The organism is Massilia timonae CCUG 45783, from assembly GCF_000315425.1.
Classification (GTDB): Bacteria; Pseudomonadota; Gammaproteobacteria; order Burkholderiales; family Burkholderiaceae_D; genus Telluria; species Telluria timonae.
This window is the reverse complement of record NZ_JH992924.1, coordinates 905,373-929,927: the sequence shown is the minus strand read 5'-3', so window position 1 is coordinate 929,927 and position 24,555 is coordinate 905,373. Positions and strand designations below refer to the sequence as shown.

Below are 24,555 nucleotides of genomic sequence, written 5' to 3'. Positions count from 1 at the left end.
CGATGATCGAGCGACTGCTGGCGCCGTGCGCCCTCCTCTTCTGCATCGGCGTCGCGAGCGCCGCCGAGAACCCATCGCCGGACGTGACGATCATTCGCAACGGCTCGCGGCCGGCCGTCGCGGGGCCGGAGCAGAACTTCACGGGCGCGGTCCGCGTCGATTCCGCGTTCCGTGCCCCGGCGCCCGGCCGTTCGAGCGGTGGCGTGGTCTCCTTCGCGCCGGGCGCGCGCACCGCATGGCACGTGCATCCACTGGGGCAGACGCTGATCGTCACCGAAGGCGCCGGACGGGTGCAGCAATGGCAGGGTCCGGTCGAGGAAATCCGGCCGGGCGACGTCATCTGGATTCCCGCCGGCGTGAAGCACTGGCATGGTGCGAGCCCGACCCAGGCGATGCGCCATGTGGCGATCACGGAATCGCTGGACGGCACATCGACGGTATGGATGGAAAAAGTCGGCGACGCCGCTCCCGACGCAAGCGCCCCCGGCCCGTTAGCCACGCCGGCACAACGCATGTATGGGGACATCGCGCCGAAACTGGCCGATCTCACCGACAGGGTGCTCTACGCCGACGTCTGGGAACGGCCCGGGCTGTCGAAACGCGACCGCAGCCTGGCCACCGTCAGCGCGTTGGTCGCCATGAACCGCCCCGATCAACTGCGCTCGCACTTGCGCATCGCACGCGAGAACGGCGTCACCGAAACCGAACTGGTGGAATCCATCACGCACCTGGCGTTCTATGCCGGATGGCCGAACGCGGTCACGGCAATCGCCGTCGCCAGGGAGGTGTTTGCCAAGCCCACGGGCGCGCAATGATTGCCCTGCTCAAGTCCTTCTACAGCAATCCCGATGAAAGGTTGGATATGTCGACACACACCACGAAGCACGCATCGGCTCCAGGCCGCCGGAATTTCCTGCTGGCGGCGGGCAGCCTGGCCGCGGCGCCGCTCGCGGGCGATGCCCTGGCCCAGGCAGGCGCCAGCAGCGGCGCACCGGCGCGCGCCGCGGCCGGCATGCGCCGCAAGCTGGGTACGCTGGAAGTGTCCAGCATCGGCCTGGGGGTGCAGAACATGAGCCGCACCTACCAGACCACGGTTCCCAGCCGTCCGGAGATGCTGAACATCATCCGCGCCGCCCACGAGCGCGGCCTGACTTTCTACGACGCCGCCGAAGCCTATGGGCCGCATGAAGTCGAGCGCATCCTCGGCGAAGGCGTGGCGCCGTTTCGAAACGAGATCGTCATCGCGACCAAGTTCGGATGGAATATCGACCTCGAGACCGGCAAGCGCCTGCCCGGCCTGAACAGCCGGCCCGCGCATATCAGGCAGGCAGTCGAGGGCATGCTCAAACGCCTGCGCACCGACCGCATCGACCTGCTATACCAGCACCGCGTCGATCCGCAGGTGCCGATCGAGGACGTGGCCGGCGCGGTGCAGGATTTGATGAAACAGGGGAAGGTGCTGCACTGGGGACTGTCGGAAATGGGCTTGCAGACCCTGCGCCGCGCGCATGCCGCGCTGCCCGTCAGCGCCGTGCAGAGCGAGTATTCGATGCTGTGGCGCGGACCCGAGCAGAATGTGATCCCGACCTGCCGCGAACTGGGCATCGGTTTCGTTCCATGGAGCCCGCTGGGCGTGGGCTTTCTCACCGGCGCCATCGATGCCAACACCCGTTTTGCCGAGGGCGACATTCGCCGCATCGAGTCCAGGTTCGCCCCCAGCAACCTGTCCCACAACCTGGCCCTGCTCGACCTGCTCGGGCACTGGGCTCAGCGCAAGGGCGCGACGCCGGCCCAGCTGGCGCTGGCATGGCTGATGGCGCAGCAGCCGTGGATCGTGCCCATCCCCGGCACCACCCAAATGGCGCATATGGTCGAGAACCTGGGCGCCGACGCCGTGCGCTTCACGAGCGCCGAACTGGCCGAACTCGATCGCGCCGTCAGGGAGATCCAGGTGCGCGGCGCCAGGCTGCCGGATGCGGTGCAGGTCTATTCGGACGTCGAGGCGCCCGCCAGGTCTTGATCGACGCATGGTCGCCAACGAACACGAGGACAGACAATGAACAGCAACGACAACCCGTCATTCACTCGCCGCGCCTTCATGGCCGCCAGCGCCGGCGCCACCGCCGCGCTGGCGGCGCCGCTGGCCGAAGCCGCGCAAGCGCCTTCCGGTGCGCCTCCATCGGCCGTCAGCTTCGAGGTCAACGGCAAGCCACTCCGCCTCCAACTCGACACCCGCACCACCCTGCTCGATGCGCTGCGTGAACACCTGCATCTCACCGGCACCAAGAAAGGCTGCGACCAGGGCCAGTGCGGCGCCTGCACCGTGCTGGTCAACGGCGAGCGCATCAATTCGTGCCTGAGCCTGGCCGTCATGCACGATGGCGACCGCATCACCACGGTCGAAGGACTCGGCACCCCTTCGAAGCTGCACCCGATGCAGGCCGCCTTCATCAAGCACGACGGCTACCAGTGCGGCTACTGCACCCCCGGCCAGATCTGTTCGGCGGTGGCGGTGCTGTCTGAAATCGCGGCCGGCATCCCGAGCCACGCCAGCGCCGACCTGAACGCGCGGCCGCTGCTGTCGAAGGCCGAGCTGCGCGAACGCATGAGCGGCAATATCTGCCGCTGCGGCGCCTATCCCAACATCATCGATGCGATGACCGAGGTCGCGGGAGACGCCGCATGAAGTCATTCACCTATGAACGCGTCCACAGTCCGGCAGAGGCGGCGCAGGCCATGCGGCGCACGCCCGGCGCCCGTTTCATCGCCGGCGGCACCAACCTGCTCGACCTGATGAAACTGCAGATCGAGACGCCGCAACACCTCATCGACGTCAACCACATCGGACTGGACCGGATCGAGTCCGCTGCCGATGGCGGCTTGCGCATCGGCGCGCTGGTGCGCAACACCGCCCTGGCCAGCGAGCCGCGGGTGCGGCGCGACTACGCGGTGCTGTCGCGCGCGCTGCTGGCAGGCGCCTCGGGCCAGTTGCGCAACAAGGCGACCACCGCCGGCAACCTGCTGCAGCGCACCCGCTGTCCCTACTTCTACGATACCGCCCAGCAGTGCAACAAGCGCCAGCCCGGCAGCGGCTGCGGCGCCCTGCGCGGCTTCAATCGTCCCCACGCCATCGTCGGCGCCAGCCAGGCATGCATCGCCACCCATCCGAGCGACATGGCGGTGGCCATGCGCGTGCTCGATGCGGCGGTGGAGACGGTACGCCCGGACGGTGCCACGCGCACCATTCCGATCGCGGATTTCTACCGTCTCCCCGGCATGACGCCTCAACGGGACACCAACCTCGCGCCGGACGAACTGATCACGGCCGTGACGCTGCCCCGTCCCGCAGGCGGCATGCACACTTACCACAAGGTGCGCGACCGCGCGTCCTACGCCTTCGCGCTGGTGTCGGTCGCCGCCATCGTCCAGCCCGACGGCAGCGGGCGCGTCGCCGTGGGCGGCGTCGCCCACATGCCGTGGCGGATCGAGGCGGCAGAGGCCGAGATGCCGCGCGGCGCCGCGGCGCTGACCGCCCGCTTGCTGGCCGATGCGGCCACCACGGAACAGAACGCCTTCAAGCTGCAACTGGTCGAGCGCACGCTGGCCACCATATTGACCGACGCGAGGACCAGCCCACGATGAAATTCCTGACTCCCGCCACCCGCAACCCGATCGACCGCTTGAACGTGGTCGGCAAGCCGACCGCGCGCATCGAGGGACGCCTCAAGACCACCGGAACCGCGACCTACACCTATGAACACCATGCCGCCGTGCCGGATGCGGCCCATGGCTACATCGTCGGCACCGGCATCGCCAAGGGACGCATCGTGGCGATCGACCTGGCCCAGGCGAAGTCCGCGCCGGGCGTGCTCGGCATCGTCACGGCGGACAACGCCGGCAAGCTCGGCGTCGGCCAGTTCTACGTGGCGCGGGTCCTGGCCGGCCCCGAGGTGCAGCACTACCACCAGGCGGTGGCGATCGTGGTCGCCGAAACCTTCGAACAGGCGCGCGCGGCGGCCCAGCTGGTGCGCGTGCGGTACGCACGGACCGACGGCAAATTCAGCCTGGCGCAAGAGAAAAGCACACCGCTGCCGCCCGAGCCGGGCATGGACACGGCGGCAGGCGATTTCGATTCCGCCTTCGCCAGCGCCCCGGTCACGCTCGACCAGCACTACACGACGCCCGACCATTCGCACGCGATGATGGAGCCGCATGCGGCAATCGCGTCCTGGAAGGGGGACAAACTGACGCTCTGGAATGCGATCCAGCTGGTGAGCTGGGGCATGCGAGACCTGTCGCGCACGCTCGGCATCCCGCGCGAGAACATCCGCATCGTGTCTCCCTACATCGGCGGTGGTTTCGGCGGCAAGGCCTCGGTCCTGGCCGACGCCGTGCTGGCCGCCGTTGCCGCGCGGCTGGTGGGACGGCCGGTCAAGGTCACCCTGCAGCGCCACCTGATGTTCAACAACACCTCCCACCGCCCCGCCACCATCCAACGCATCCGGCTCGGCGCGGGGCGCGACGGCAAGCTGACCGCGATCGGCCACGAAAGCTGGTCCGGCAATCTCGGCTCGCTGCCCGAACGGGCGACGCTGCCGACCCGCCTGCTGTACGCGAGCGCCGACCGCATCACGCGGCTGCGCGTGTCCCATCTCGACCTGGCCGAGGGCAATGCGATGCGCGCGCCAGGCGAAACGCCAGGCCTGATGGCGCTCGAAGTCGCGATGGACGAGATGGCCGAGAAGCTGGGCCTGGACCCGGTCACCTTCCGCATCCTCAACGACACCCAGGTCGACCCCGAGGTGCCCGCCAGGCCGTTCTCGACGCGCCAGCTGGTGCGGTGCATGCAGACGGGAGCAGATCGATTCGGCTGGGACCGGCGCAACGCCAGGCCGGGCGCCCGGCGCGAGGGCCACTGGCTCATCGGGATCGGCATGGCCGCGGGCATCCGCGGCGGGCGCGCCATGAAGTCGGCGGCTAGCGTGCGACTGGACCGCCAGGGCCGGATCACGGTAGAGACGGACATGACCGACATCGGCACCGGCAGCTACACGATCATTGCACAAACGGCGGCCGAAATGATGGGTGTCGGGATCGACAAGGTAACGGTGCTGCTGGGCGACTCGGCGTACCCGGAAGGCGCGGGCTCCGCCGGCCAGTTTGGCGCGGCCTCGTGCACGGCCGGCGTGTACGCGGCCTGCGTCAAGCTGCGCGGCCTGGTTGCAGAGCGGTTGGGACTGGGCACTACCGACATCGAGTTCAGCGGCGGCCGCGTACGGGCCGGCGGCACGAGCAGGCCGCTGGCAGACGCCGTCGATGCGGGAGAGTTGCAGGCCGAAGACGTGATGGAAATCGGGGAACTCGGCAAGCAGTATGCCCAGCAGACGTTCGCGGCCCACTTCGTCGAGGTGGGCGTGCATGCGGGCACCGGAGAAATCCGGGTGCGCCGCATGCTGGCCGTGTGCGCCGCCGGCCGCATCATCAATCCGCTCGCTGCGCGCAGCCAGATCATTGGCGGCATGACGATGGGCGTCGGCGCGGCGCTGATGGAAGACCTGGTGGTCGACAAGCAGGTCGGCTTCTTCGTCAACCACGACCTGGCCGGCTACGAAGTGCCGGTGCATGCCGACATCCCGGAGCAGGAAGTGATCTTCCTGGACGAGGTCGATCCCACGGTGGGGCCGTTGAAAGCGAAAGGTGTGGGCGAACTCGGTATCTGCGGGACGCCGGCAGCCGTTGCGAACGCGGTCTACAACGCCACCGGCATCCGCGTGCGGGAGTATCCGATCACGCTCGACAAGCTGCTGCCGAAGCTGCCCAGGATGGCATGAGGAGAACGCCATGAGTCAACCCGCTTCGACCCGGCGCCGCCAGTTCATGGCGACGTCCGTCCTGTCCGGCCTCGCGGTGGCGGCGCCCACTGCCGGCGCCGCCCCAGGCAGCATGCGGCGCCAGGGCGGCGACGTCCTGGTCGCCTACTTTTCACGCAGCGGCAACACCCGCGTGATCGCCGGCCAGATCCAGCGCGCACAGGCGGCGACGCTGTTCGAGATCCAGCCGGCCCGGCCCTACCCCGAGGACTATCTCGAGACGGTCGAGCAGGCCCGCCGCGAGCGCGACGGCGACGTGCGTACGGCATTGATGGCGACCGTGCCCGACCTGGCCCGTTACCGGACCATCTACCTCGGTTTTCCGATCTGGGGCGAAACCGCGCCCCCGGTGATCCGCGCCTTCCTTGCGGCGCATGATGTCAAGGGCAAGACGATCATTCCATTCATCACACATGGCGGCTATGGCCCCGGCAACAGCCTGGCGGTGGTCGCCGCCCATGCCCGTGGTGCGCGCGTCCATGACCAGGGCCTGGTCATGGAAGCCGACCAGGAACGCCGCACGATGGAGCGGGTCAATCAATGGCTGAGCGGTCTCGGCAGCACCTAGAACAGGAAATGCAGGTCGAGCCGCTCACCGCTCAGCGCGCCATCGTAGCCCGGCAGCGTCGACAGCACCTCCCTGAACGAGCCGCCCGCCATCGCGGCCTGCGCCGACGTCAGGAGCGGCGTCTCCAGCGCGCCGGCGTCGCAAGCCAGGAAATACCGTTCGCGAATCACCGGGATGAAATCCAGATCGAAGCGCCGCGCCGCGGTTTCGACGCCGAAGCCCACGTCGGCCATGCCGCTGGCAACGTAAGCCGCCACCGCCGCGTGCGTGAATTCGGCGGTGCCGGAACGGTTGATGACGGCCGGGTCGACGCCAAGGTCGGCCAATAACAATTCGAGCAGCACCCGCGTCCCCGACCCCTTCTGGCGGTTGACGAAGCGCAGGTCCGACCGCGCCAGGTCGGCCAGGCTTGTCACGCCTTTCGGATTGCCCTTGGCCACGAACAGCCCCTGCATGCGGTACGCCAGGTGCAGCAGCGCATGGCGCTCTGGATCGAGCCAAAGCCGGTACTTGGCCGCCGCCGCTCCCTCCAGTTCTCCCACCGGCAAATGAAAGCCCGCCAGGTCGCACTCCCCGCGCGCCAGCGCCGCCACCGCGTCGCTGCTGCTGCGGTAATTGATGTCGACCGTCACGCCATGCTCGTTCAGCTGCGTCACCAGCGCGGCCACCGCGAACCCGTGCGAAGCGGTCAGGCGCAGCACCTGGGCGTCGCCGACCAATACCCGCGCCAGTTCCTGCTGCAATTCCGAGGCCAGGCTGTCGAGCATGGGGGTCAGGCGGGCGTGGATGCGGCGGTCGGCCCACATCAGCTTTTCGGCGAGCGGAGACAGCACCGTGCCCTGTCCGCGCACCTTGTGAACGAGCTCCACGCCGAACTGTCGCGAGAACTGCTGCAGCAATCCCCATGCATGGCGGTAGGACATGCCGCGCGCCGTGGCGGCCTTGCTGATCGAACCGAGCTCGCTCACCGCGAGCAACAGCCCGAGCAGCGCCGGCAGCGCGGTCGGCTGGCCGGCGGCGTCGCGCACGATCCAGTCCGGCCGTATCTCCACTCTGATCATATGCAAAATCCTTCATATTGAACACCTGCAGAACGGGTGCTACTCTGGACGGAGCAGTACATAAAAGCCGTTATATATGTTCCCATAAACATATGCAAGGCAGAGATGGAGACACCCATGAATGCACCAGATACCCTTGACCCGCGTCGCGTCATCGGCGACATCCTCGCACTCCATGCGCACAATGGCCTGCTCGGCCAGGACATGCTGCTGCCGGTGCTGCACGCCATCCAGGACCGGCTCGGCTTCATCCCGCCCGATTCGGTCGAAGGACTCGCGCAAATCTTCAATCTCTCGCGCGCCGAGGTGCATGGCGTGATCACTTTCTACCACTACTACAAGACCACGCCGCCGGCGCGCTGCACGGTGCAGGTCTGCCGCGCCGAGGCGTGCCAGAGCATGGGCGGCGACGCCCTGCTGTCGCATGTCCAGCAGGCCCTCGGTTGCGACCTGCACGCGCATACCACCGACGGCGGCTTCGCCCTGGAGCCGGTGTACTGCCTCGGCCAGTGCGCCACCGCGCCCGCCATCATGATCAACGACGCCGTCCATGCCCGCGTGACGCCGGCGCGTTTCGACAAGCTGGTCGCGAAAGTGGCCGCCAAGGCCAAGGAGGCAGCATGAGCGTACGCATCTACGTCCCGGCCGATTCGGCGGCGCTGGCCCTGGGCGCCGACGACGTCGCCGCCACGATTCAATGCGAGGCCGCGCGGCGCGGCATCGCCATCGACCTGGTGCGCAACGGCACGCGCGGCCTGCTGTACCTCGAACCGCTGGTCGAAGTCGAGACGCCAGGCGGGCGCATCGGCTTCGGCAACGTCGATGAAAGCGACGTGGCCGCCCTGTTCGACGCCGGTTTCCACGACGGCCAGTCCACCCACCGCCTGGCGCTCGGCCTCGTCGAGCAGATTCCCTACCTGGCCCGGCAGACCCGCCTGACCTTCGCCCGCTGCGGCGTCACCGATCCGCTGTCGCTGCGCGACTACGAGGCGCATGGCGGCTACCGCGGCCTGCGCCAGGCCGTGACCATGAGCGGCGCCGACATCATCGCCGCGGTCACCGCCTCCGGCCTGCGCGGACGCGGCGGCGCCGCCTTCCCCACCGGGATCAAGTGGAACACGGTGCTGCGCGCGCCTGGCCACCAGAAATACATCGTCTGCAATGCCGACGAGGGCGATTCCGGCACCTTCGCCGACCGCATCATCATGGAAAGCGATCCCTTCGTCCTGATCGAGGGCATGACGATCGCCGGCCTCGCGGTCGGCGCCACCCGCGGCTTCATCTACGTGCGCAGCGAGTATCCGCATGCGATCGCCGCGCTGAATCACGCGATCCAGACCGCCACGCGCGCGGGCCTCCTCGGACCGAACGTCGCCGGCAGGGGCCGCGCCTTCGAGCTCGAGGTGCGCAAGGGCGCCGGCGCCTATATCTGCGGCGAAGAGACCGCCCTGCTGGAGAGCATCGAGGGCAAGCGCGGCGTGGTGCGCGCCAAGCCGCCCCTGCCCGCGCTCGCCGGCCTGTTCGGCCAGCCGACCGTGATCAACAATGTGTTGTCGCTGGCCTCGGTGCCGGTCATCCTCGACCAGGGCGCGCAGTATTACCAGGACTTCGGCATGGGGCGCTCGCGCGGCACCTTGCCGGTGCAACTGGCCGGCAATATCAAGAACGGCGGCCTGATCGAACTGGCGTTCGGCGCCACGCTGCGCGAGATCTTGTACGACTACGGCGGCGGCAGCGCCAGCGGCCGTCCGATCAAGGCGGTGCAGGTGGGCGGCCCGCTGGGCGCCTACCTGCCGCCGTCGCAGTGGGACACCCCGCTCGACTACGAAGCCTTCGCCGCCCTGTGGGCGGTGCTGGGCCATGGCGGCATCGTGGTCCACGACGACAGCGCCGACATGGCGCATCTTGCGCGCTACGCGATGGAATTCTGCGCCGTCGAATCGTGCGGCAAATGCACGCCCTGCCGCATCGGTTCCACCCGCGGCGTCGAGGTGATCGACAAGATCCGCGCCGGCGCCGAGCGCCCGCAGCAGGTGATCCTGCTGCGCAGCCTGTGCGACACGATGCTCAACGGTTCGCTGTGCGCGATGGGCGGCATGACGCCCTACCCGGTGCTGTCGGCGCTGAACCACTTCCCGCAAGACTTCGGCCAGGTGGCCGGCGACGAAATGGCCGCCTGAATGGCTGCCCAGGAGAGAAGGCAATGATCGAAACCATCCTCACTCGCGACTTTGGCACCCCGGCGAAAGACATCGACGTCGCCACCGAAATGATCACCTTGACCATCGACGGCGTCCAGGTCACCGTCCCGGCCGGCACCTCGCTGATGCGCGCGGCGGCCGAGAACAGCATCAACATCCCCAAGCTGTGCGCCACCGACAGCCTGGAGCCGTTCGGCTCCTGCCGCCTGTGCCTGGTGGAGATCGAAGGCCGCCGCGGCTATCCGGCGTCGTGCACCACCCCGGCCGAAGCGGGCATGGTGGTGCGCACCCAGAGCCCCAAGCTGCAAGAAGTGCGCAAGGGCGTGATGGAGCTGTACATTTCCGACCACCCGCTCGACTGCCTCACCTGCCCCGCCAACGGCAACTGCGAGCTGCAGGACATGGCCGGCGTCACCGGCCTGCGCGAGGTGCGCTACGGCTACGAGGGCGCCAACCACCTCAAGCTCAAGAAGGACGAGAGCAATCCCTATTTCACCTTCGATTCATCGAAGTGCATCGTGTGCAACCGCTGCGTGCGCGCCTGCGAAGAGACGCAAGGCACCTTCGCGCTGACCATCTCGGGCCGTGGCTTCGATGCGCGCGTGTCGGCCGGCCAGAGCGAACCGTTCATGCAGTCCGAATGCGTTTCGTGCGGCGCCTGCGTCGAAGCCTGCCCGACCGCCACCCTCACCGAGAAATCGGTGATCTGGCTCGGCCAGGCCGAGCACAGCATCACCACCACGTGCGCCTATTGCGGCGTCGGCTGCTCGCTCAAGGCCGAGATGAAGGGCAACGAGGTGGTACGCATGGTGCCGGCCCGGGACGGCAAGGCCAACGAGGGCCATGCCTGCGTCAAGGGCCGCTTCGCCTGGGGCTACGCCACCCACAAGGACCGCATCCTGAAACCCATGATCCGCGCCAAGATCACCGACCCGTGGAAGGAAGTGTCGTGGGACGAGGCGCTCGACTACGCGGCATCCGAGTTCAAGCGCATCCAGGCCAAGCACGGTCGCGATGCAATCGGCGGCATCGTCTCGTCGCGTTGCACCAATGAAGAAGGCTATCTGGTGCAGAAGCTGGTGCGCGCGGCGTTTGGCAACAACAACGTCGACACCTGCGCCCGCGTATGCCACTCGCCGACCGGCTATGGCCTCAAGACGACGCTCGGCGAATCGGCCGGCACCCAGACCTTCAAGTCGGTCGAGAAGGCCGACGTGATCCTGGTCATCGGCGCCAACCCGACCGACGGCCACCCGGTGTTCGCCTCGCGCATGAAGAAGCGCCTGCGCCAGGGCGCGCGCCTGATCGTCATCGATCCGCGCCGCATCGACCTGGTCAAGTCGCCGCACATCCGCGCCGACTACCACTTGCAGCTGCGGCCCGGCACCAACGTCGCGATGATCAGCGCGCTGGCCCACGTGATCGTCACCGAAGGCCTGATGGCCAACGATTTCATCACCGAGCGCTGCGACCTGCGCGCCTTCGCGCAGTGGCGCGCCTTCGTCGCCCAGCCCGAGAACTCGCCGGAAGCGATGGAAGCGATCACCGGCGTGCCGGCGCAGCAGGTGCGCGACGCCGCCCGCCTGTATGCGCTCGGCGGCAACGGCGCGATCTTCTATGGCCTGGGCGTGACCGAGCACGCGCAGGGCTCGACCGCCGTCATGGGCATCGCCAACCTGGCCATGGTCACCGGCAACGTCGGCCGCCCCGGGGTGGGCGTCAATCCGCTGCGCGGGCAGAACAATGTGCAGGGTTCGTGCGACATCGGCTCCTTCCCGCACGAGCTGCCGGGCTACCGCCACGTCTCGGACACCACCGTGCGTACCCTGTTCGAGCAAGCCTGGGGCGTGCCGCTGCAGGCCGAACCGGGGCTGCGCATCCCGAACATGTTCGAAGCGGCCCTCGACGGCAGCTTCATGGGCCTGTATTGCCAGGGCGAGGATATCGTGCAATCCGACCCGAACACCCAGCACGTCACCGCGGCGCTCGAGGCGATGGAGTGCATCGTGGTGCAGGACATCTTCTTGAACGAGACCGCCAAGTATGCCCACGTGCTGCTGCCCGGCTCCTCGTTCCTGGAAAAGGACGGCACGTTCACCAATGCCGAACGCCGTATCTCGCGCGTGCGCAAGGTGATGCCGCCGCGCGCCGGCTATGCCGACTGGGAAGTCACGGTGGCGCTGTCGAACCGGCTGGGCTATCCGATGAACTACCGCCACCCGTCCGAGATCATGGACGAGATCGCGCGCCTGACCCCGACCTTCAGCGGCGTGAGCTACCGGCGCCTCGATGAACTGGGCAGCATCCAGTGGCCTTGCAACGACGAGGCGCCGGAAGGCACGCCGACCATGCACGTCGACGGCTTCGTGCGCGGCAAGGGCCGCTTCATCATCACCCAGTACGTCGCCACCGACGAGAAGGTGACGCGCAAGTATCCGCTGATCCTGACCACCGGCCGCATCCTGTCGCAGTACAACGTCGGCGCGCAGACGCGCCGCACCGAGAACGTGCGCTGGCACGCCGAGGACCGGCTCGAGATCCACCCGCACGACGCCCAGGAGCGCGGCATCGAGGATGGCCAGTGGGTCGGCATCCACAGCCGCGCCGGCGAGACCGTACTGCGCGCGATGATCACCGAGCGCATGCAGCCGGGCGTGGTCTACACCACCTTCCACTTCCCCGAATCGGGCGCCAACGTCATCACGACCGAGAACTCCGACTGGGCAACCAACTGCCCCGAATACAAGGTCACGGCGGTGCAGGTGATGCCGGTCCAGCAGCAGTCGGATTGGCAGCTGGAGTACGCCCGCTTCAACCAGATGCAGCTGGGCCTGGCGGAGCCGGTCGCATGACCTGCGCTGTCGACCTGGATGCGGATACCGGCGTGCAGGCGCCGGTCCAGCACTTTCCGAGCGCCTGCATGACGGTGGCGCGCACGCACGGCGGCGCCTTGCGCAGCGCCCAGGACGAGCTGGCCGAGGAAGTGCCGGTCGCGCTCGAGTACAACGGCGTCTCGCATGCGGTGATGCTGGCCACGCCCGCCGACCTGGAAGAGTTTGCGCTCGGCTTTTCACTGAGCGAAGGCATCATCGCCTCGCCCGCCGAATGCTATGGCGTCGAGATCGAACACGCTGCAAGCGGCATCACCGCCCACATCGACCTCGCCGCCGGCGCTTTCATGCGCCTCAAGGAACGGCGGCGCAGCCTGGCGGGCCGCACCGGCTGCGGCCTGTGCGGGGTCGACAGCCTGGCCCAGGTGGTGCGTCCCCTGCCCTGGCTGGCGCCGACGCGGGCGCTGTCCGGCGCGGCGATCCGGCGCGCCCTGCTCGATGCCAGGGCCCAGCAGCCGCTCAATCGCATCACCGGCGCCACCCATGCGGCCATCTGGTGCGGCCGTGACGGCATGCCGCGCGCGGCGTTCGAGGACGTCGGCCGCCATAATGCGCTCGACAAGCTGATCGGGGGGCTGCACATGAATGGCGCCGATCTCGCCGACGGTTTTTGCGTGATCACCAGCCGCGCCAGCGTCGAGATGGTGCAGAAGGCCGCCACCGTCGGCATCGGCGCCCTGGTCGCCATTTCCGCACCCACCGCCCTCGCCGTGCGCACCGCGCTCGGCTGCGGCCTGACCCTGGTCGCCTTCGCCCGCGGCGACGACTTCGTCGCCTACGCCCACGGCGCCAACATCGCTATGGAGTCCGCATGAACATCGACAACCTGGTCACCATGGCCAACCAGATCGGCACCTTCTTCGCGTCCTACCCGGATCCCCGGGAAGGGCGCACCGAGATCGCCAACCACCTGCAGCGCTTCTGGGCGCCGCGCATGCGCAGCCGGCTGTTTTCGCACATCGACGACACCCAGGGTGAGGGACTCAGCCGGATGGTGATCGAGGCCTTGCTGGAACACCGGCGCGAGCACATGCCGCCGCCGCCGCCGGGTGGCGACGCCGGCTGATGTCCCACGTCCCGCGGCCCAGGCGCGTCATTCCCGCGTAGGCGGGAATGACGTTCTTGCATTACGGGACTAGCATGGAGCGAGACTGGATGAACAGGATCAAGCCTGCGCCGTCTCGAGCTGCGCCAGCCGCGCGCGCAGCTTGCGTTCTTCTCCCCAGCGTTCGGTCTCGTCACGCACCAGGGCGACGATCGCCGACACTTCCCCGCCCGGCCCGTGCAACAGCGCCACCGTGAAGGCGATCGACAGTGGCTTGTCTTCCTTGTGCACAGCCGGCACCCGCAATACGTCGGCGCCATAGCGCGTCTCGCCCGTGGCCATGGTCTTGTGATAGCCGTCCCAGTGCCGCTGGCGTTGGCGCTGGGGGATGATCAGGTCGAGCGACTGTCCGATCGCCTCGCTTTCGGTGAAGCCGAAGATGCGCGTGGCGGCGGCGTTCCAGAATGTGATGTCGCCTTTCGCGTCGCAGACGATGACGCCGTCGCCCAGCGCCTGCAGCAGTTGTTGAAAATCGATGTCGGCTTGCATGCTTGTCTCCCCCATAAAAAACAGGTGCGCGTCGCACACCGCCGACGCGCACCAGACGCTCGTTTTATCCAGCCAGGCCCGTGATCACACCACCCGCTTCTCGTGCAGCGCCGCGATCTCCTTGCTGCTGTAGCCCAGGCCTTCCAGCACCTCGTCGGTGTGCTCGCCCAGCAGCGGCGAACCCTTGATCTCGACCTTCATGTCCGAGAACTTGATGGGGCTGCCCACGGTCAGGTACGTGCCCCGTTCCTTGTGCTCGACCTCGGCGATCGTGCCGCTGGCGCGCAGCGATGGATCGGCGGCGATTTCCTTCATCGACAGCACTGGCGAGCAGGGAATGTCGAACTTGCGCAGGATGTCGACCGCTTCGAACTTGGTCTTGTCCTTCAGCCATTCCTCGATCGTGCCGAAGATGTCGAAGATCTTGTCCTGGCGCGCGATCGCGGTCGTGTAGGCCGGGTCGTCGATCCACTCTTCCTTGCCGATCGCCCTGCAGATCGGCGCCCAGGCATGGCCCTGGATGGTGAAGTAGATATAGGCGTTGGGGTCGGTTTCCCAGCCCTTGCACTTGAGCACCCAGCCCGGCTGGCCGCCGCCGCCGGCGTTGCCGCCGCGCGGCACGACGTCGGAGAACTTGCCGTGCGGGTACTGCGGATACTCTTCCAGGTAGCCGACCCGGTCCAGGCGCTGCTGGTCGCGCAGCTTGACGCGGCAGAGATTCAGCACGCTGTCCTGCATCGACACCGCCACTTTCTGGCCCTTGCCCGTGGTGTCGCGCGCACGCAGGGCGGTCAGGATGCCGATCGCCAGGTGCATGCCGGTATTGCTGTCGCCCAGGGCGGCGGCGCTGACGGTCGGTGGGCCGTCGTCGAAACCGGTGGTGGACGCGGCGCCGCCGGCGCACTGCGCCACGTTTTCATAGACCTTCAGGTCTTCATAGTGGTGACCGTCGCTGAAGCCCTTCACCGAGGCCACGATCATGCCCGGGTTCAGTTCCTTGATGTGCTCCCAGGTGAAGCCCATGCGGTCGAGCGCGCCCGGACCGAAGTTCTCGACCAGCACGTCCGACTCCTTGATCAGCTTGGTCAGGATTTCCTTGCCTTCGGGCGTCTTGGTGTCGAGCGTCAGCGAGCGCTTGTTACTGTTGAGCATGGTGAAATACAGGGCGTCGACGCCGGGGATGTCGCGCAACTGCGAACGCGTGACGTCGCCCGCGCCGGGACGCTCGACCTTGATCACGTCGGCGCCGAACCAGGCCAGCAACTGGGTGCAGGCAGGGCCGGCCTGGACGTGGGTGAAATCGATGATCTTGATGCCTTCGAGTGGTTTGCTCATGATGTCAGTCTCCTTTGTTCAGTCGATATTGCGGGCACCGCCGGCGGCCTCGTGGGCGCCGGCGGTCGTGCGTCGCTGGGCTATATCACTTCTTTGCGTTGCTTTGCGGATTCAGATTGGTCAGGCGGCCGCTCTCGGTGCCGGCGGTCTCGTCGATCACGGCATTGATCAGGGCGGGCTTGCCGGCCGCGATCGCCTCGCTCAACGCCCGGGTCAGCTCTTCCGGGGTGGTGGCGTGGTAGCCGATGCCGCCGAAGGCCTCGATCATCTTGTCGTAGCGGGCGTTCTTGACGAACACGGTCGGCGCGACGTCCTTGCCGCCGGTCGGGTTGACGTCGGTGCCGCGGTAGACGCCGTTGTTGTTGAAGATGATGGTCGTCACCGGCAGCTCGTAGCGGCAAATGGTCTCGAGTTCCATGCCACTGAAGCCGAAGGCGCTGTCGCCTTCGATCGCGACCACCGGCTTGCCGCTGACGACGGCCGCGCCGATCGCGTAGCCCATGCCGATGCCCATGATGCCCCAGGTGCCGGAGTCGAAACGCTTGCGCGGCTGGTACTGGTCGACGATGCTGCGCGCATAGTCCAGGGTATTGGCGCCCTCGTTCACCAGGTTGATGTCCGGATGCTGCTTGAGCACGTCGCGGATGGCGCGCAGGGCGGTGTGGAAGTTCATCGGCGCCGCATCGCGATTGAGCAGCGCCGTCATCTTGGCCATGTTCTGCTCCTTGCGCTCGGCGATCGGACCGAGCCATTCCGCGTCCGGCTTCGCGATGCCGGCGCCGTCGAGCCCGTCGAGCAAGGCCGCCACGCAGGAGCCGATGTCGCCGATCAGGGGCGCGGCGATCGCCACGTTGCTGTCGATCTCGGTGGGCGAGATATCGATCTGGATGAACTGCTTGGGCTTGCCCCAGGTCTTGCCCTTGCCGTGCGCCAGCAGCCAGTTGAGGCGCGCGCCGATCAGCACCACCACGTCGGCCTCGGCCAGCACGTAGGAGCGGGCCGCCGAGGCCGACTGGGCATGGGTATCCGGCAGCAGGCCCTTGGCCATCGACATCGGCAGGTACGGAATGCCGGTGCGCTCCACCAGCGCGTGGATGTCGGCGTCGGCCTGGGCGTAGGCGGCGCCCTTGCCGAGCAGGATCAGCGGCTTCTTCGCGCCCTTGAGCAGCGCGAGCGCGCGCTGCACCGAGTCCGGGGCCGGGATCTGGCGCGGCACCGGGTCGACCACCTTGACCAGGGAGCGCTTGGCGTGGCCGGCCTCGATCGTCTGCGCCAGCAGCTGGGCCGGCAGGTCGAGATAGACGCCGCCCGGGCGGCCCGAGACGGCGGCGCGGATCGCCCGTGCGACGCCGATGCCGATGTCCTCGGCCTTGTTGATGCGGTAGGACGCCTTGGCGTAGGGCTTGGCCGCGTTCAGCTGGTCCATTTCTTCATAGTCGCCCTGCTGCAGGTCGACGATCTCGCGTTCGCTCGACCCCGAAATCAGGATCATCGGGAAGCAGTTGGTGGTCGCGTTGGCCAGCGCGGTCAGGCCGTTGAGGAAGCCCGGCGCCGAGACCGTCAGGCAGATGCCTGGCTTTTGCGTCATGTAGCCGGCGATTGCCGCGGCGTTGCCGGCGTTCTGTTCATGACGAAAGCCGATGAAACGCATTCCTTCGGCCTGCGCCAGGCGCGCCAGGTCGGTAATCGGAATGCCGACCAGGCCGAAGATCGTATCGATGTCGTTGTGTTTTAGCGCATCGATTACCAGGTGGAAGCCGTCGGTCACGTCTACCGATACGAGGTTAGTCATTGCTGTCTCCAGTTATTGTCGATCCGGGCAGAACGCGGTGTGTATCGCCCGCAAACCATCATAGCCAGCGCGCCTGATTTGTCTCATTGACCATGGTCAATTTTGGCCGCATGATGCGAGAATCTCGGTAAACGGCCGCGTCATGACGACTATTGCAAATCACTCCGAACGAAACATCATTCGTCTGCAGTTAAAACAAAACGTGGTCCTCAAGGAACTGCGCGACAGCGAAATGGCGGCGCTCGAGCCGTACCTGACGATCGAGAACCACCAGAAGGGCGACTTGCTGCTGAACCAGGGGGTGCACGAGATGTCGCAGTACTTCATCCTGGACGGCATCCTCAAGCGCCAGGTCTCGAACCAGGAAGCCAAGGAGATGATCCTGCGCTTCTCGGCGGAGCGGGACATCGAAACCAGCTACGCCGCCTGGTGCCTCAAGACGCCGACGCCATTTTCCATCGCCTGCGTCACCAAGGTGCGGGTAGCGCGCATGCCGCTGCCGCAATGGGTCGACTTCATGCGCAGCCACAGCATCGTCAAGCAGGCCTTCGAGTACGAGGTCATGAACCTGATGAGCGCCATCATGGCGCACACCATCACGCTGCATCTGCTCGATGCGCCGGGCCGGGTCCACCGTTTCATGCGCAAGCACCCCGACCTGTTCGAACGTCTGCCCAAGAAAGAACTGGCGGCGTACCTGAACCTGTCGCCTGAGACGCTGAGCCGCCTGAAGAATCGGGGGAAGATCTGAAGATCAGGCGAAATCAGTTCCTTCGTCTGCTCGAAAACGTCGCCCCCGCGAAGGCGGGGGCCCAAGTTCAGCGTTACCGAGACGCTTGTAATCTTAGGCCCCCGCCTTCGCGGGGGCGACGTGCTGATTGCATCTAAGCGGTCGTTACCGCCCTCTGCAGCTTGACCCCACCACCCTCCTCGGTCATGGTCTGCTCCAGCAGCTTGACGAGCGCATACGCCGAATCGATATGCGGCGTCGGGGTGCCGGTCATGCGCGCCAGTTCGATCACCGACCCGACCAGGGCATCGATTTCCGGCCCCCGGCCCGCCTCGACGTCTTGCAGCATCGAGGTCTTGTGCTTGCCGATCTGGGCGGCGCCCTCGATGCGCCGGTCCAGGGGCACGCGGAAGGTGATGCCCAGTTTGGTTGCCACCGCTTCCGCCTCGCGCATCATCTCCGCCGCCAGCTCGCGTGTGAGCGGGTATTGGCAGATGTCGACCAGGGTCGAATGCGCCAGCGCGCTGATCGGGTTGAAGCAGACGTTGCCCCATAGCTTGAGCCAGATCTCGGCCCGGATATTGTCGAGCACCGGCGACTTGAAGCCGGCGTTCTGGAAGCAGGTCGAGACTTCATTGACCCGCTCGCTCGCCGTGCCGTCCAGTTCTCCCAGCGGGAAGCGCGCACCTTCGATGTGCCGGATGACGCCCGGCGCCACCAGTTCGGCGGCCGGATAGACCACGCAGCCGAGCACCCGCTCGGGTGGAATCCGGCGCGCCAGTTCGCCGCCGGCATCGACGCTGCGCACGGTGCGCCCGTCGAACTCGCCGCCATGGCGGTGGAAATACCAGAACGGTATGCCGTTCTGCATCGTCACCACCACGGTGCGCGGCCCGAACAGCTTGCCGATCTGGGCCGATACCCCATCGACCTGGTGCGCCTTGAGGGCCAGGATCACCAGGTCCTGCTCGCCGGCCGCGTCATAGTCGTCCGTCGCGCGCACTTGCGAGGCAATCTTCTCCTCCCCGTCCATCTCGATGAGCTTGATGCCGTTCGCGCGGATCGCCGCCAGATTGGCGCCCCGCACGATGAACGTCACCTCCTCGCCCGCCAGCGCCAGCCTGGCGCCGACCAGGCCGCCGATTGCTCCCGCTCCGATAACTGCGATCTTCATGACCCACCCCTTGTCGTTTACTCGAACCGATTGATGAGCTTTCCGATGCCGTCGATCTCTACCTCGATCGTGCTGCCCGGCCGCATCGAGCCGACGCCGACCGACGTCCCGCACAGCAGGAGGTCGCCCGGCTCCAATGTCATGTCCTGGGAAATCCGGCTGACCAGCTCGGCCACCGGAAACACCATGTCGTTGATCGGGTAATCCTGGCGCACCTCGCCGTTCAGGGTGGTGCGCACGACCAGCATTGCCGGGTTGAGCCCGGTGGCGATCACCGGGCCGAACGGGCAGAAGGTGTCGAAGCCCTTGGCGCGCACCCACTGGGGAAAGGTCGGGTCGCGCCCGATGATCTCGCCCACGGTGACGTCGTTGGCGCAGGTATAGCCGAACACGTAGTCGGGCGCCTCCTCGACCGGGACGGCGCTGCAGCGGCGGCCGATCACGATCGCCAGCTCGCCTTCGAACGCCACCTTGCCCTCGCACAGCGGCTTGCGGATCGTGCCGCCCGGCGCCAGGTAAGAGGTCGATGGCTTCATCAGGTAGAGCGGCTCGCCCGGGGGCGCCAGGCCCAGCTTCTGGCCGAGCGCGTGAAAATTGTTCCACATCGCCAGCACCTTGCCGGGCACGCACGGGGTGAGCACCTCGACCTCGTCCAGGTTCACCGCCAGGTCGGTGCGGCGCGGGCTGTCGAACATATCGCCCTTGAAGATCCGGATCTTGTCGCCCTCGATCGTGCCGAAACGTACGGTGTCGAGGTGTTGGAAGCGTATCCAGTGTCGGATCATATGATGTCTCTCGTACGTCGGGTCGGTGGATGGGCTGATTGTGGAAGAACGATTTCCGTATATCCTTGACCACGGTTAAGATTCGAAAATCTCTGCCCAGCCGTTGGTGTCTACACGCCGATCTGCCGCTGCTGGAGCGCGGACCAGTCGATAAAGGCGCCCGGATTGCAACCGGCGGCGCTCAGCTGCGCGTGGCAGCGCTCCTTGGCGGCCAGGATCGCCTCGACCAGGAAGTCGGCGTCGTGCGCGCTCAACAGGTGGGATTGATGCCGCGCCAGATAGTTGCGCAGGCCGGTGCGGTCGTCGGCGCCGGCGACCGCGCTCGCGTACAGTCCGGTGTCCCAGACCCAGCTCAGTCCCAGTTCATGAAAGGCCGCGTTATAGGCGTTGCACTCGGCATCGGCATTGCAGATCGTCGTCATGGCACTCTCCAGGTGGTGGTGGTTGCGGTCGAGCTGTCTGAACATCATCGTAGTCCAACAAAATGATGAGCAATAGTGAAAGTTTTTAGGGATAATCATTAACGACTGCTTATACATGGACAGAAGCGCCGATGAAGAACGCGACACTGCGTCAACTGAAGGTCTTCGAAACCGTCGCGCGCCGGCTCAGTTTTTCGCGCGCCGCCGAGGAGCTGCACCTCACCCAGCCGGCCGTGTCGACCCAGGTCCGCACGCTCGAGGGCCACGTCGGCATGCCCTTGTTCGAACAGCTGGGAAAGAAGATCTACCTGACCCAGGCGGGCGAGGAGCTGCTGCACTTCTGCCGCGCCATCATCCAGCAGTTCGATGAGGCGGAAGATGCGATGGCGCAACTCAAGGGAATCGCCGGCGGCAAGCTGAACGTGGCGGTGATCAGTGCCGGCGACTATTTCTTTCCGCAGCTGATGGTCGCCTTCGCGCGCCAGCATCCTGGTGTGCAGCTGAACCTGACGGTGCACAACCGCGAGGAGTTGCTGGACAAGCTGGCGGCCAATCGCACCGACCTGGCCGTGATGGTGCGCCCACCCGCCGAACTCGACACGCAGAACGATGCGTTCGCCCCTCATCCGTACGTGATCGTGGCGGCGCCCGACCATCCGCTGGCCGCGGCCAGGCATGGGCGCATCCCGATGAGCGACCTGATCCGCCACCCGTTCGTGATCCGCGAACCGGGCTCCGACACCTGGTTCTCGATGCAGGACGCCTTCGGCCCGCACCTGGCCGAGCTGAGCGTCGCCATGGAGATCAAGAGCACCGAGACGATCAAGCAGGCGGTGATCGCCGGCATCGGACTGGGCTTCCTGTCGTTTCACACGATCGGCCGCGAACTCGCCGCGCGCAGCCTGGTGGTGCTGGAGGTCGAGGGGTTTCCACTGATGCTCAACTGGTATGTCGTGCATCGTCGCGAGAAGCGCCTGCCGCCGGTGGCGCGGGCGTTTCGCCAGTTCCTGCTGGACGAAGGAAAGGCACGCATCGATGCGCTGATCCCCTCATCCTGACCGGCAGCCTGTGGCGACGCAGCCACATCCGACGACCACGCGGGCCGCGGTAGAGATCACGCATAAATGCCGGTTTTTATAGAGCAACATTCACGAGCAGCATAACTGGTATCAGCACTCGAAATTGGAAGCGCCGGTAAGTAGTCCCTATATTTACTGCATTGCACAAACCAACTTTCAGGAGCCAGTCATGATCAACGCACCAGCCGAAACCACGTTCGCAGCCCCGTCGCACTCGCTGCTGTCGCTCATCGTCGCTTTCCTCACGCTCAACCTGCGCGAAAAGCTCGAGCCAGGCTACACCGGCCAGGATTCGGACCCGGCCTACTACGGTTGCGGCCTGTAATTTCCCGGGGCCAGCCCCGCGCAACACCCTTCAGCGCTGCAGCAGCGCACGCACGTGCGCCGCGCTGCCGCCCTGCAGCCCCTCGACGCTGTAGCCTCCTTCCAGGATCGACACGATCCGGCCCTCGCACACCTCTGCTGCGATCGCCATCACTTCACGCGTAATCCACGCGAAATCCTCGTCTTCCAGGGCCATACTGGCCAGGGGATCGCTGCGGTGCGCGTCGAACCCGGCCGACATCACGATCAATTGTGGCGCGAAGCGCCGCAAGGCGGGCAGCAGCCCGCTCGCCACCGTGGACCGGAACAGCGCCGAGCCGCAGCCCGGCGGCAGCGGCAGGTTGACGATATTGCCGCTGGCTCCCGTCTCGCCCGCCGCGCCGGTTCCCGGATACAGCGGCGACTGGTGGCTCGAGCCGAAGAATAGTTGTGGGCGGTGAAAGAATGCGGCCTGCGTTCCATTGCCGTGGTGGACGTCGAAATCGACCACGGCGACGCGCTGCAGGCCATGCGTCTCGAGCGCGTGGACGGCGGCGATGGCGGCCTGGTTGAAGATGCAGAAGCCCATCGCCCGTTCCGGCTCGGCGTGATGGCCGCACGGCCGGGTCGCGCAAAACACGTTGGCGGCTTCGCCCGCCACCACCGCATCGACCCCGGCGCAAGCGGCGCCGACGCAGCGCATCACCGCCTCCCAGCTGCCGGGCGACATCAATGTGTCGCCGCCGTCCAGCGCCACCAGGCCGCTGCGCGGCGCCGCGGCGGCGATCGCGTCCACATACTCTTCGCCATGCACCAGCAAGACCTGGTCGCGCGTGCCGAGCGGCGCCTCGCGCCAGGCCAACCGCGAGAATTCCGGCTGGCGCAGCGCCTGCATGACCGCATGCAGGCGCTGCGGCGCTTCAGGATGGCCTGGCCCGGGCTCGTGCGCCAGGCAGGCCGGATGATGAAACACCCAGGTATCCATATGCTGCCTCCATTGGCGCCACGCCGCTGCCTCAGGCCGCGGCGATGGCGTGGTTCGACATCCGCTCGATCGCCTGGCACAGCGCCGAATGGTCGAGCTGGGCCATGCCGTGGGCGGCGCAGGAATTCATCAGCTCCTGCGCGCTGGCGGTATTCGGCAGCGCGAGACCGAGGCTCTTGGCACCCTGCAGCGCCAGGTTGAGGTCCTTCTGGTGCAGCTCGATGCGAAAACCCGGCGCGAAGGTGCGCTTGACCATGCGCTCGCCGTGCACTTCCAGGATGCGCGAGGCGGCGAAGCCGCCCATCAGCGCCTGCCTCACCCGGGCCGGGTCGGCGCCCGCCTTCGAGGCGAACAGCAGCGCCTCCGCCACCGCCTGGATGTTCAGCGCGACGATGATCTGGTTCGCCACCTTGGTGGTCTGGCCATCGCCATTGCCGCCCACCAGCGTGATGTTCTTCCCCATCAGCTCGAACAGCGGCCGGGCGCGGTCGAACGCCTCTTGCGCGCCGCCCACCATGATGGTGAGCGTCGCGGCGCGCGCACCCACCTCGCCGCCCGACACAGGCGCGTCGAGGTAGTCGCACTGGCGCTTGTTGATCTTCTTGGCGAACTCCTTGGTGGCCATCGGCGAGATCGAACTCATGTCGATCACGATCTTGCCCGGCGTGAGGCCCGCGGCCACGCCGTCGGCGCCGAACAGCACTTCCTCGACGTGCGGGGTGTCGGGCACCATCACGATGATGATGTCGGCGCGCTTGGCCACCTCGGTGGCGTTGGTGCAGACGGTGGCGCCGCCCTCGATCAGGGCCAGCGGCGGATTTTTCAGGTCGTGCAGGTACAGCTTGCAGCCGCCCTCCTGCAGCTTGGCGGCCATGGGCCCGCCCATGATGCCCAGGCCGATGAATCCTACTTTCGTCATGATGGTCTCCAGTGTGATGGTGTGCGATACCCTATGCCTGCAGGCCGTGCTCGCCGATCCAGCGCAGGCCCTGGGCGGTGCCGGCCCGGGGCTTGTACTCGCAGCCGACCCAGCCGTCATACCCGATCTCGTCGAGCATGCCGAGCAGGTAGCGGTAATTGATCTCGCCCGTGCCCGGCTCGAAGCGGCCCGGATTGTCGGCCAGCTGGATGTGGCGGATCAGGCCGAGGTTGGCCTTGATCGTCGCCGCCAGCTCGCCCTCCATGCGCTGCATGTGATAGATGTCGTACTGCAGGAACAGATTGTCGGAGCCGGTCGCGCCGATGAGCTCCAGCGCCTGGCGCGTGCCGTGCAGGAAGAATCCCGGGATGTCGAAGGTGTTGATCGGTTCGACCAGCAGGCGGATCCCCTCGCGTTTCAGCTGGCCGGCGGCGAAGTCGAGGTTCGACACCAGCGCGAGATAGGCCTCTTCGAGCGCGACGCCGGGCGGCACGATGCCCGCCAGGCAGTTGAGCTGTCTGACGCCCAGCGCCTTGGCATAGTCGATCGCCGCGCCCACGCCGTCCTGGAATTCCGCCTTGCGTCCCGGATGGCAGGCGATGCCGCGCTCTCCCGCGGCCCAGTCCCCGGCCGGCAGGTTGTGCAGCACCAACTCGAGGCGGTGTGCGTCGAGCCGGGCGGCGATGTCCTCGACCCGGTAGGCGTACGGGAACAGGAATTCGACGCCGCGAAAGCCCGCCCTGGCGGCGTGCTCGAAGCGGTCGAGGAAATCGACTTCGTTGAACAGCATGGTCAGGTTGGCGGCAAGTCTGGTCATGGCAGTCTCCTCATCTCGGTCTCCCGTGC

The 24,555-nt window shown here is 66.8% G+C and carries 24 protein-coding genes; 14 read left to right on the top strand and 10 right to left on the bottom strand.

Features of this window, described 5'->3' with window-relative positions; genetic code table 11:
* Window positions 1-2: 2 nt before the first annotated feature.
* From HMPREF9710_RS19280 to HMPREF9710_RS19255, 6 genes are read left to right on the top strand one after another with little or no spacing between them, the layout of a single operon-like run.
* Complete coding sequence (locus HMPREF9710_RS19280; protein ID WP_005669095.1) at window positions 3-815, top strand: (R)-mandelonitrile lyase; 813 nt, start codon at window positions 3-5, stop codon at window positions 813-815.
* 47 nt (window positions 816-862) lie between these two features.
* A complete protein-coding gene (locus tag HMPREF9710_RS19275; protein ID WP_051205148.1) occupies window positions 863-2,020 on the top strand; it encodes an aldo/keto reductase in 1,158 nt (385 codons plus the stop codon).
* 36 nt (window positions 2,021-2,056) lie between these two features.
* Window positions 2,057-2,686, top strand: coding sequence for an aldehyde dehydrogenase iron-sulfur subunit PaoA (gene paoA / locus HMPREF9710_RS19270; RefSeq protein ID WP_005669092.1), 630 nt, complete (start codon window positions 2,057-2,059; stop codon window positions 2,684-2,686).
* Window positions 2,683-3,642, top strand: coding sequence for an FAD binding domain-containing protein (locus HMPREF9710_RS19265; RefSeq protein ID WP_005669090.1), 960 nt, complete (start codon window positions 2,683-2,685; stop codon window positions 3,640-3,642). The genes paoA and HMPREF9710_RS19265 overlap by 4 nt, the downstream gene beginning before the upstream one ends.
* On the top strand, window positions 3,639-5,831 hold the full coding sequence (paoC, locus tag HMPREF9710_RS19260; RefSeq protein ID WP_005669088.1) for an aldehyde oxidoreductase molybdenum-binding subunit PaoC: 2,193 nt from the start codon (window positions 3,639-3,641) through the stop codon (window positions 5,829-5,831). The genes HMPREF9710_RS19265 and paoC overlap by 4 nt, the downstream gene beginning before the upstream one ends.
* Window positions 5,832-5,841: 10 nt before the next feature.
* On the top strand, window positions 5,842-6,438 hold the full coding sequence (locus tag HMPREF9710_RS19255) for a flavodoxin (RefSeq protein WP_005669086.1): 597 nt from the start codon (window positions 5,842-5,844) through the stop codon (window positions 6,436-6,438).
* Here the strand turns inward: HMPREF9710_RS19255 and HMPREF9710_RS19250 are convergent.
* Window positions 6,435-7,499 (bottom strand): substrate-binding domain-containing protein, encoded by a 1,065-nt coding sequence (locus HMPREF9710_RS19250; protein ID WP_005669084.1) that lies wholly within the window; start codon window positions 7,497-7,499, stop codon window positions 6,435-6,437. The genes HMPREF9710_RS19255 and HMPREF9710_RS19250 overlap by 4 nt on opposite strands.
* A gap of 117 nt (window positions 7,500-7,616) precedes the next feature.
* Here HMPREF9710_RS19250 and HMPREF9710_RS19245 point away from each other — a divergent pair, with 117 nt between their 5' ends.
* From HMPREF9710_RS19245 to HMPREF9710_RS19225, 5 genes are read left to right on the top strand one after another with little or no spacing between them, the layout of a single operon-like run.
* Window positions 7,617-8,123, top strand: coding sequence for a formate dehydrogenase subunit gamma (locus HMPREF9710_RS19245; RefSeq protein ID WP_005669082.1), 507 nt, complete (start codon window positions 7,617-7,619; stop codon window positions 8,121-8,123).
* Window positions 8,120-9,679 (top strand): formate dehydrogenase beta subunit, encoded by a 1,560-nt coding sequence (locus tag HMPREF9710_RS19240; protein ID WP_005669078.1) that lies wholly within the window; start codon window positions 8,120-8,122, stop codon window positions 9,677-9,679. Before HMPREF9710_RS19245 ends, HMPREF9710_RS19240 begins: the two co-directional genes overlap by 4 nt.
* Window positions 9,680-9,702: 23 nt before the next feature.
* On the top strand, window positions 9,703-12,552 hold the full coding sequence (fdhF, locus tag HMPREF9710_RS19235; RefSeq protein WP_005669075.1) for a formate dehydrogenase subunit alpha: 2,850 nt from the start codon (window positions 9,703-9,705) through the stop codon (window positions 12,550-12,552).
* Window positions 12,549-13,406 (top strand): formate dehydrogenase accessory sulfurtransferase FdhD, encoded by an 858-nt coding sequence (fdhD, locus tag HMPREF9710_RS19230; RefSeq protein ID WP_005669074.1) that lies wholly within the window; start codon window positions 12,549-12,551, stop codon window positions 13,404-13,406. Before fdhF ends, fdhD begins: the two co-directional genes overlap by 4 nt.
* On the top strand, window positions 13,403-13,657 hold the full coding sequence (locus tag HMPREF9710_RS19225) for a formate dehydrogenase subunit delta (protein WP_005669071.1): 255 nt from the start codon (window positions 13,403-13,405) through the stop codon (window positions 13,655-13,657). The genes fdhD and HMPREF9710_RS19225 overlap by 4 nt, the downstream gene beginning before the upstream one ends.
* Window positions 13,658-13,756: 99 nt before the next feature.
* Here HMPREF9710_RS19225 and HMPREF9710_RS19220 read toward each other — a convergent pair whose 3' ends face one another.
* The 3 genes from HMPREF9710_RS19220 to oxc all read right to left on the bottom strand — a co-directional run bounded on the left by HMPREF9710_RS19220 (window position 13,757) and on the right by oxc (window position 17,312).
* Window positions 13,757-14,185: a PAS domain-containing protein gene (locus HMPREF9710_RS19220; protein ID WP_005669070.1), complete on the bottom strand. Its 429-nt coding sequence runs from the start codon at window positions 14,183-14,185 to the stop codon at window positions 13,757-13,759.
* A gap of 84 nt (window positions 14,186-14,269) precedes the next feature.
* Entirely contained in the window at window positions 14,270-15,520 is a 1,251-nt protein-coding gene (gene frc / locus HMPREF9710_RS19215; RefSeq protein ID WP_005669069.1) for a formyl-CoA transferase, read from the bottom strand.
* Window positions 15,521-15,605: 85 nt separating this feature from the next.
* Window positions 15,606-17,312, bottom strand: coding sequence for an oxalyl-CoA decarboxylase (gene oxc, locus HMPREF9710_RS19210; protein ID WP_005669068.1), 1,707 nt, complete (start codon window positions 17,310-17,312; stop codon window positions 15,606-15,608).
* Window positions 17,313-17,454: 142 nt separating this feature from the next.
* On the opposite strand from oxc, the gene HMPREF9710_RS19205 reads away from it, so the two are divergent.
* On the top strand, window positions 17,455-18,063 hold the full coding sequence (locus tag HMPREF9710_RS19205) for a Crp/Fnr family transcriptional regulator (RefSeq protein ID WP_005669066.1): 609 nt from the start codon (window positions 17,455-17,457) through the stop codon (window positions 18,061-18,063).
* Window positions 18,064-18,196: 133 nt separating this feature from the next.
* On the opposite strand, the gene HMPREF9710_RS19200 is transcribed toward HMPREF9710_RS19205, so the two are convergent.
* From HMPREF9710_RS19200 to HMPREF9710_RS19190, 3 genes are all read right to left on the bottom strand, one after another.
* A complete protein-coding gene (locus HMPREF9710_RS19200; RefSeq protein WP_005669065.1) occupies window positions 18,197-19,216 on the bottom strand; it encodes a 2-dehydropantoate 2-reductase in 1,020 nt (339 codons plus the stop codon).
* A gap of 17 nt (window positions 19,217-19,233) precedes the next feature.
* Window positions 19,234-20,001 (bottom strand): fumarylacetoacetate hydrolase family protein, encoded by a 768-nt coding sequence (locus HMPREF9710_RS19195; protein WP_005669064.1) that lies wholly within the window; start codon window positions 19,999-20,001, stop codon window positions 19,234-19,236.
* Window positions 20,002-20,111: 110 nt separating this feature from the next.
* Window positions 20,112-20,471 (bottom strand): HAD family hydrolase, encoded by a 360-nt coding sequence (locus HMPREF9710_RS19190; RefSeq protein WP_005669062.1) that lies wholly within the window; start codon window positions 20,469-20,471, stop codon window positions 20,112-20,114.
* Window positions 20,472-20,554: 83 nt separating this feature from the next.
* Between HMPREF9710_RS19190 and HMPREF9710_RS19185 the strand changes: the two genes are divergently transcribed.
* Window positions 20,555-21,481, top strand: coding sequence for a LysR family transcriptional regulator (locus tag HMPREF9710_RS19185; protein ID WP_005669061.1), 927 nt, complete (start codon window positions 20,555-20,557; stop codon window positions 21,479-21,481).
* Between the two features lie 190 nt (window positions 21,482-21,671).
* On the top strand, window positions 21,672-21,827 hold the full coding sequence (locus HMPREF9710_RS28020) for a hypothetical protein (protein WP_005669059.1): 156 nt from the start codon (window positions 21,672-21,674) through the stop codon (window positions 21,825-21,827).
* A gap of 30 nt (window positions 21,828-21,857) precedes the next feature.
* Here HMPREF9710_RS28020 and HMPREF9710_RS19180 read toward each other — a convergent pair whose 3' ends face one another.
* Genes HMPREF9710_RS19180 through hyi form a run of 3 tightly spaced genes read right to left on the bottom strand, consistent with a single transcriptional unit; the run spans window position 21,858 to window position 24,526 of the window.
* Window positions 21,858-22,790, bottom strand: coding sequence for a histone deacetylase family protein (locus HMPREF9710_RS19180; protein ID WP_005669057.1), 933 nt, complete (start codon window positions 22,788-22,790; stop codon window positions 21,858-21,860).
* 31 nt (window positions 22,791-22,821) lie between these two features.
* Window positions 22,822-23,709, bottom strand: a complete 888-nt coding sequence (locus HMPREF9710_RS19175) for a 2-hydroxy-3-oxopropionate reductase (protein ID WP_005669056.1) — start codon at window positions 23,707-23,709, stop codon at window positions 22,822-22,824.
* A 31-nt stretch (window positions 23,710-23,740) separates the two neighbouring features.
* Window positions 23,741-24,526: a hydroxypyruvate isomerase gene (gene hyi / locus HMPREF9710_RS19170; RefSeq protein WP_005669054.1), complete on the bottom strand. Its 786-nt coding sequence runs from the start codon at window positions 24,524-24,526 to the stop codon at window positions 23,741-23,743.
* Window positions 24,527-24,555: the final 29 nt, after the last annotated feature.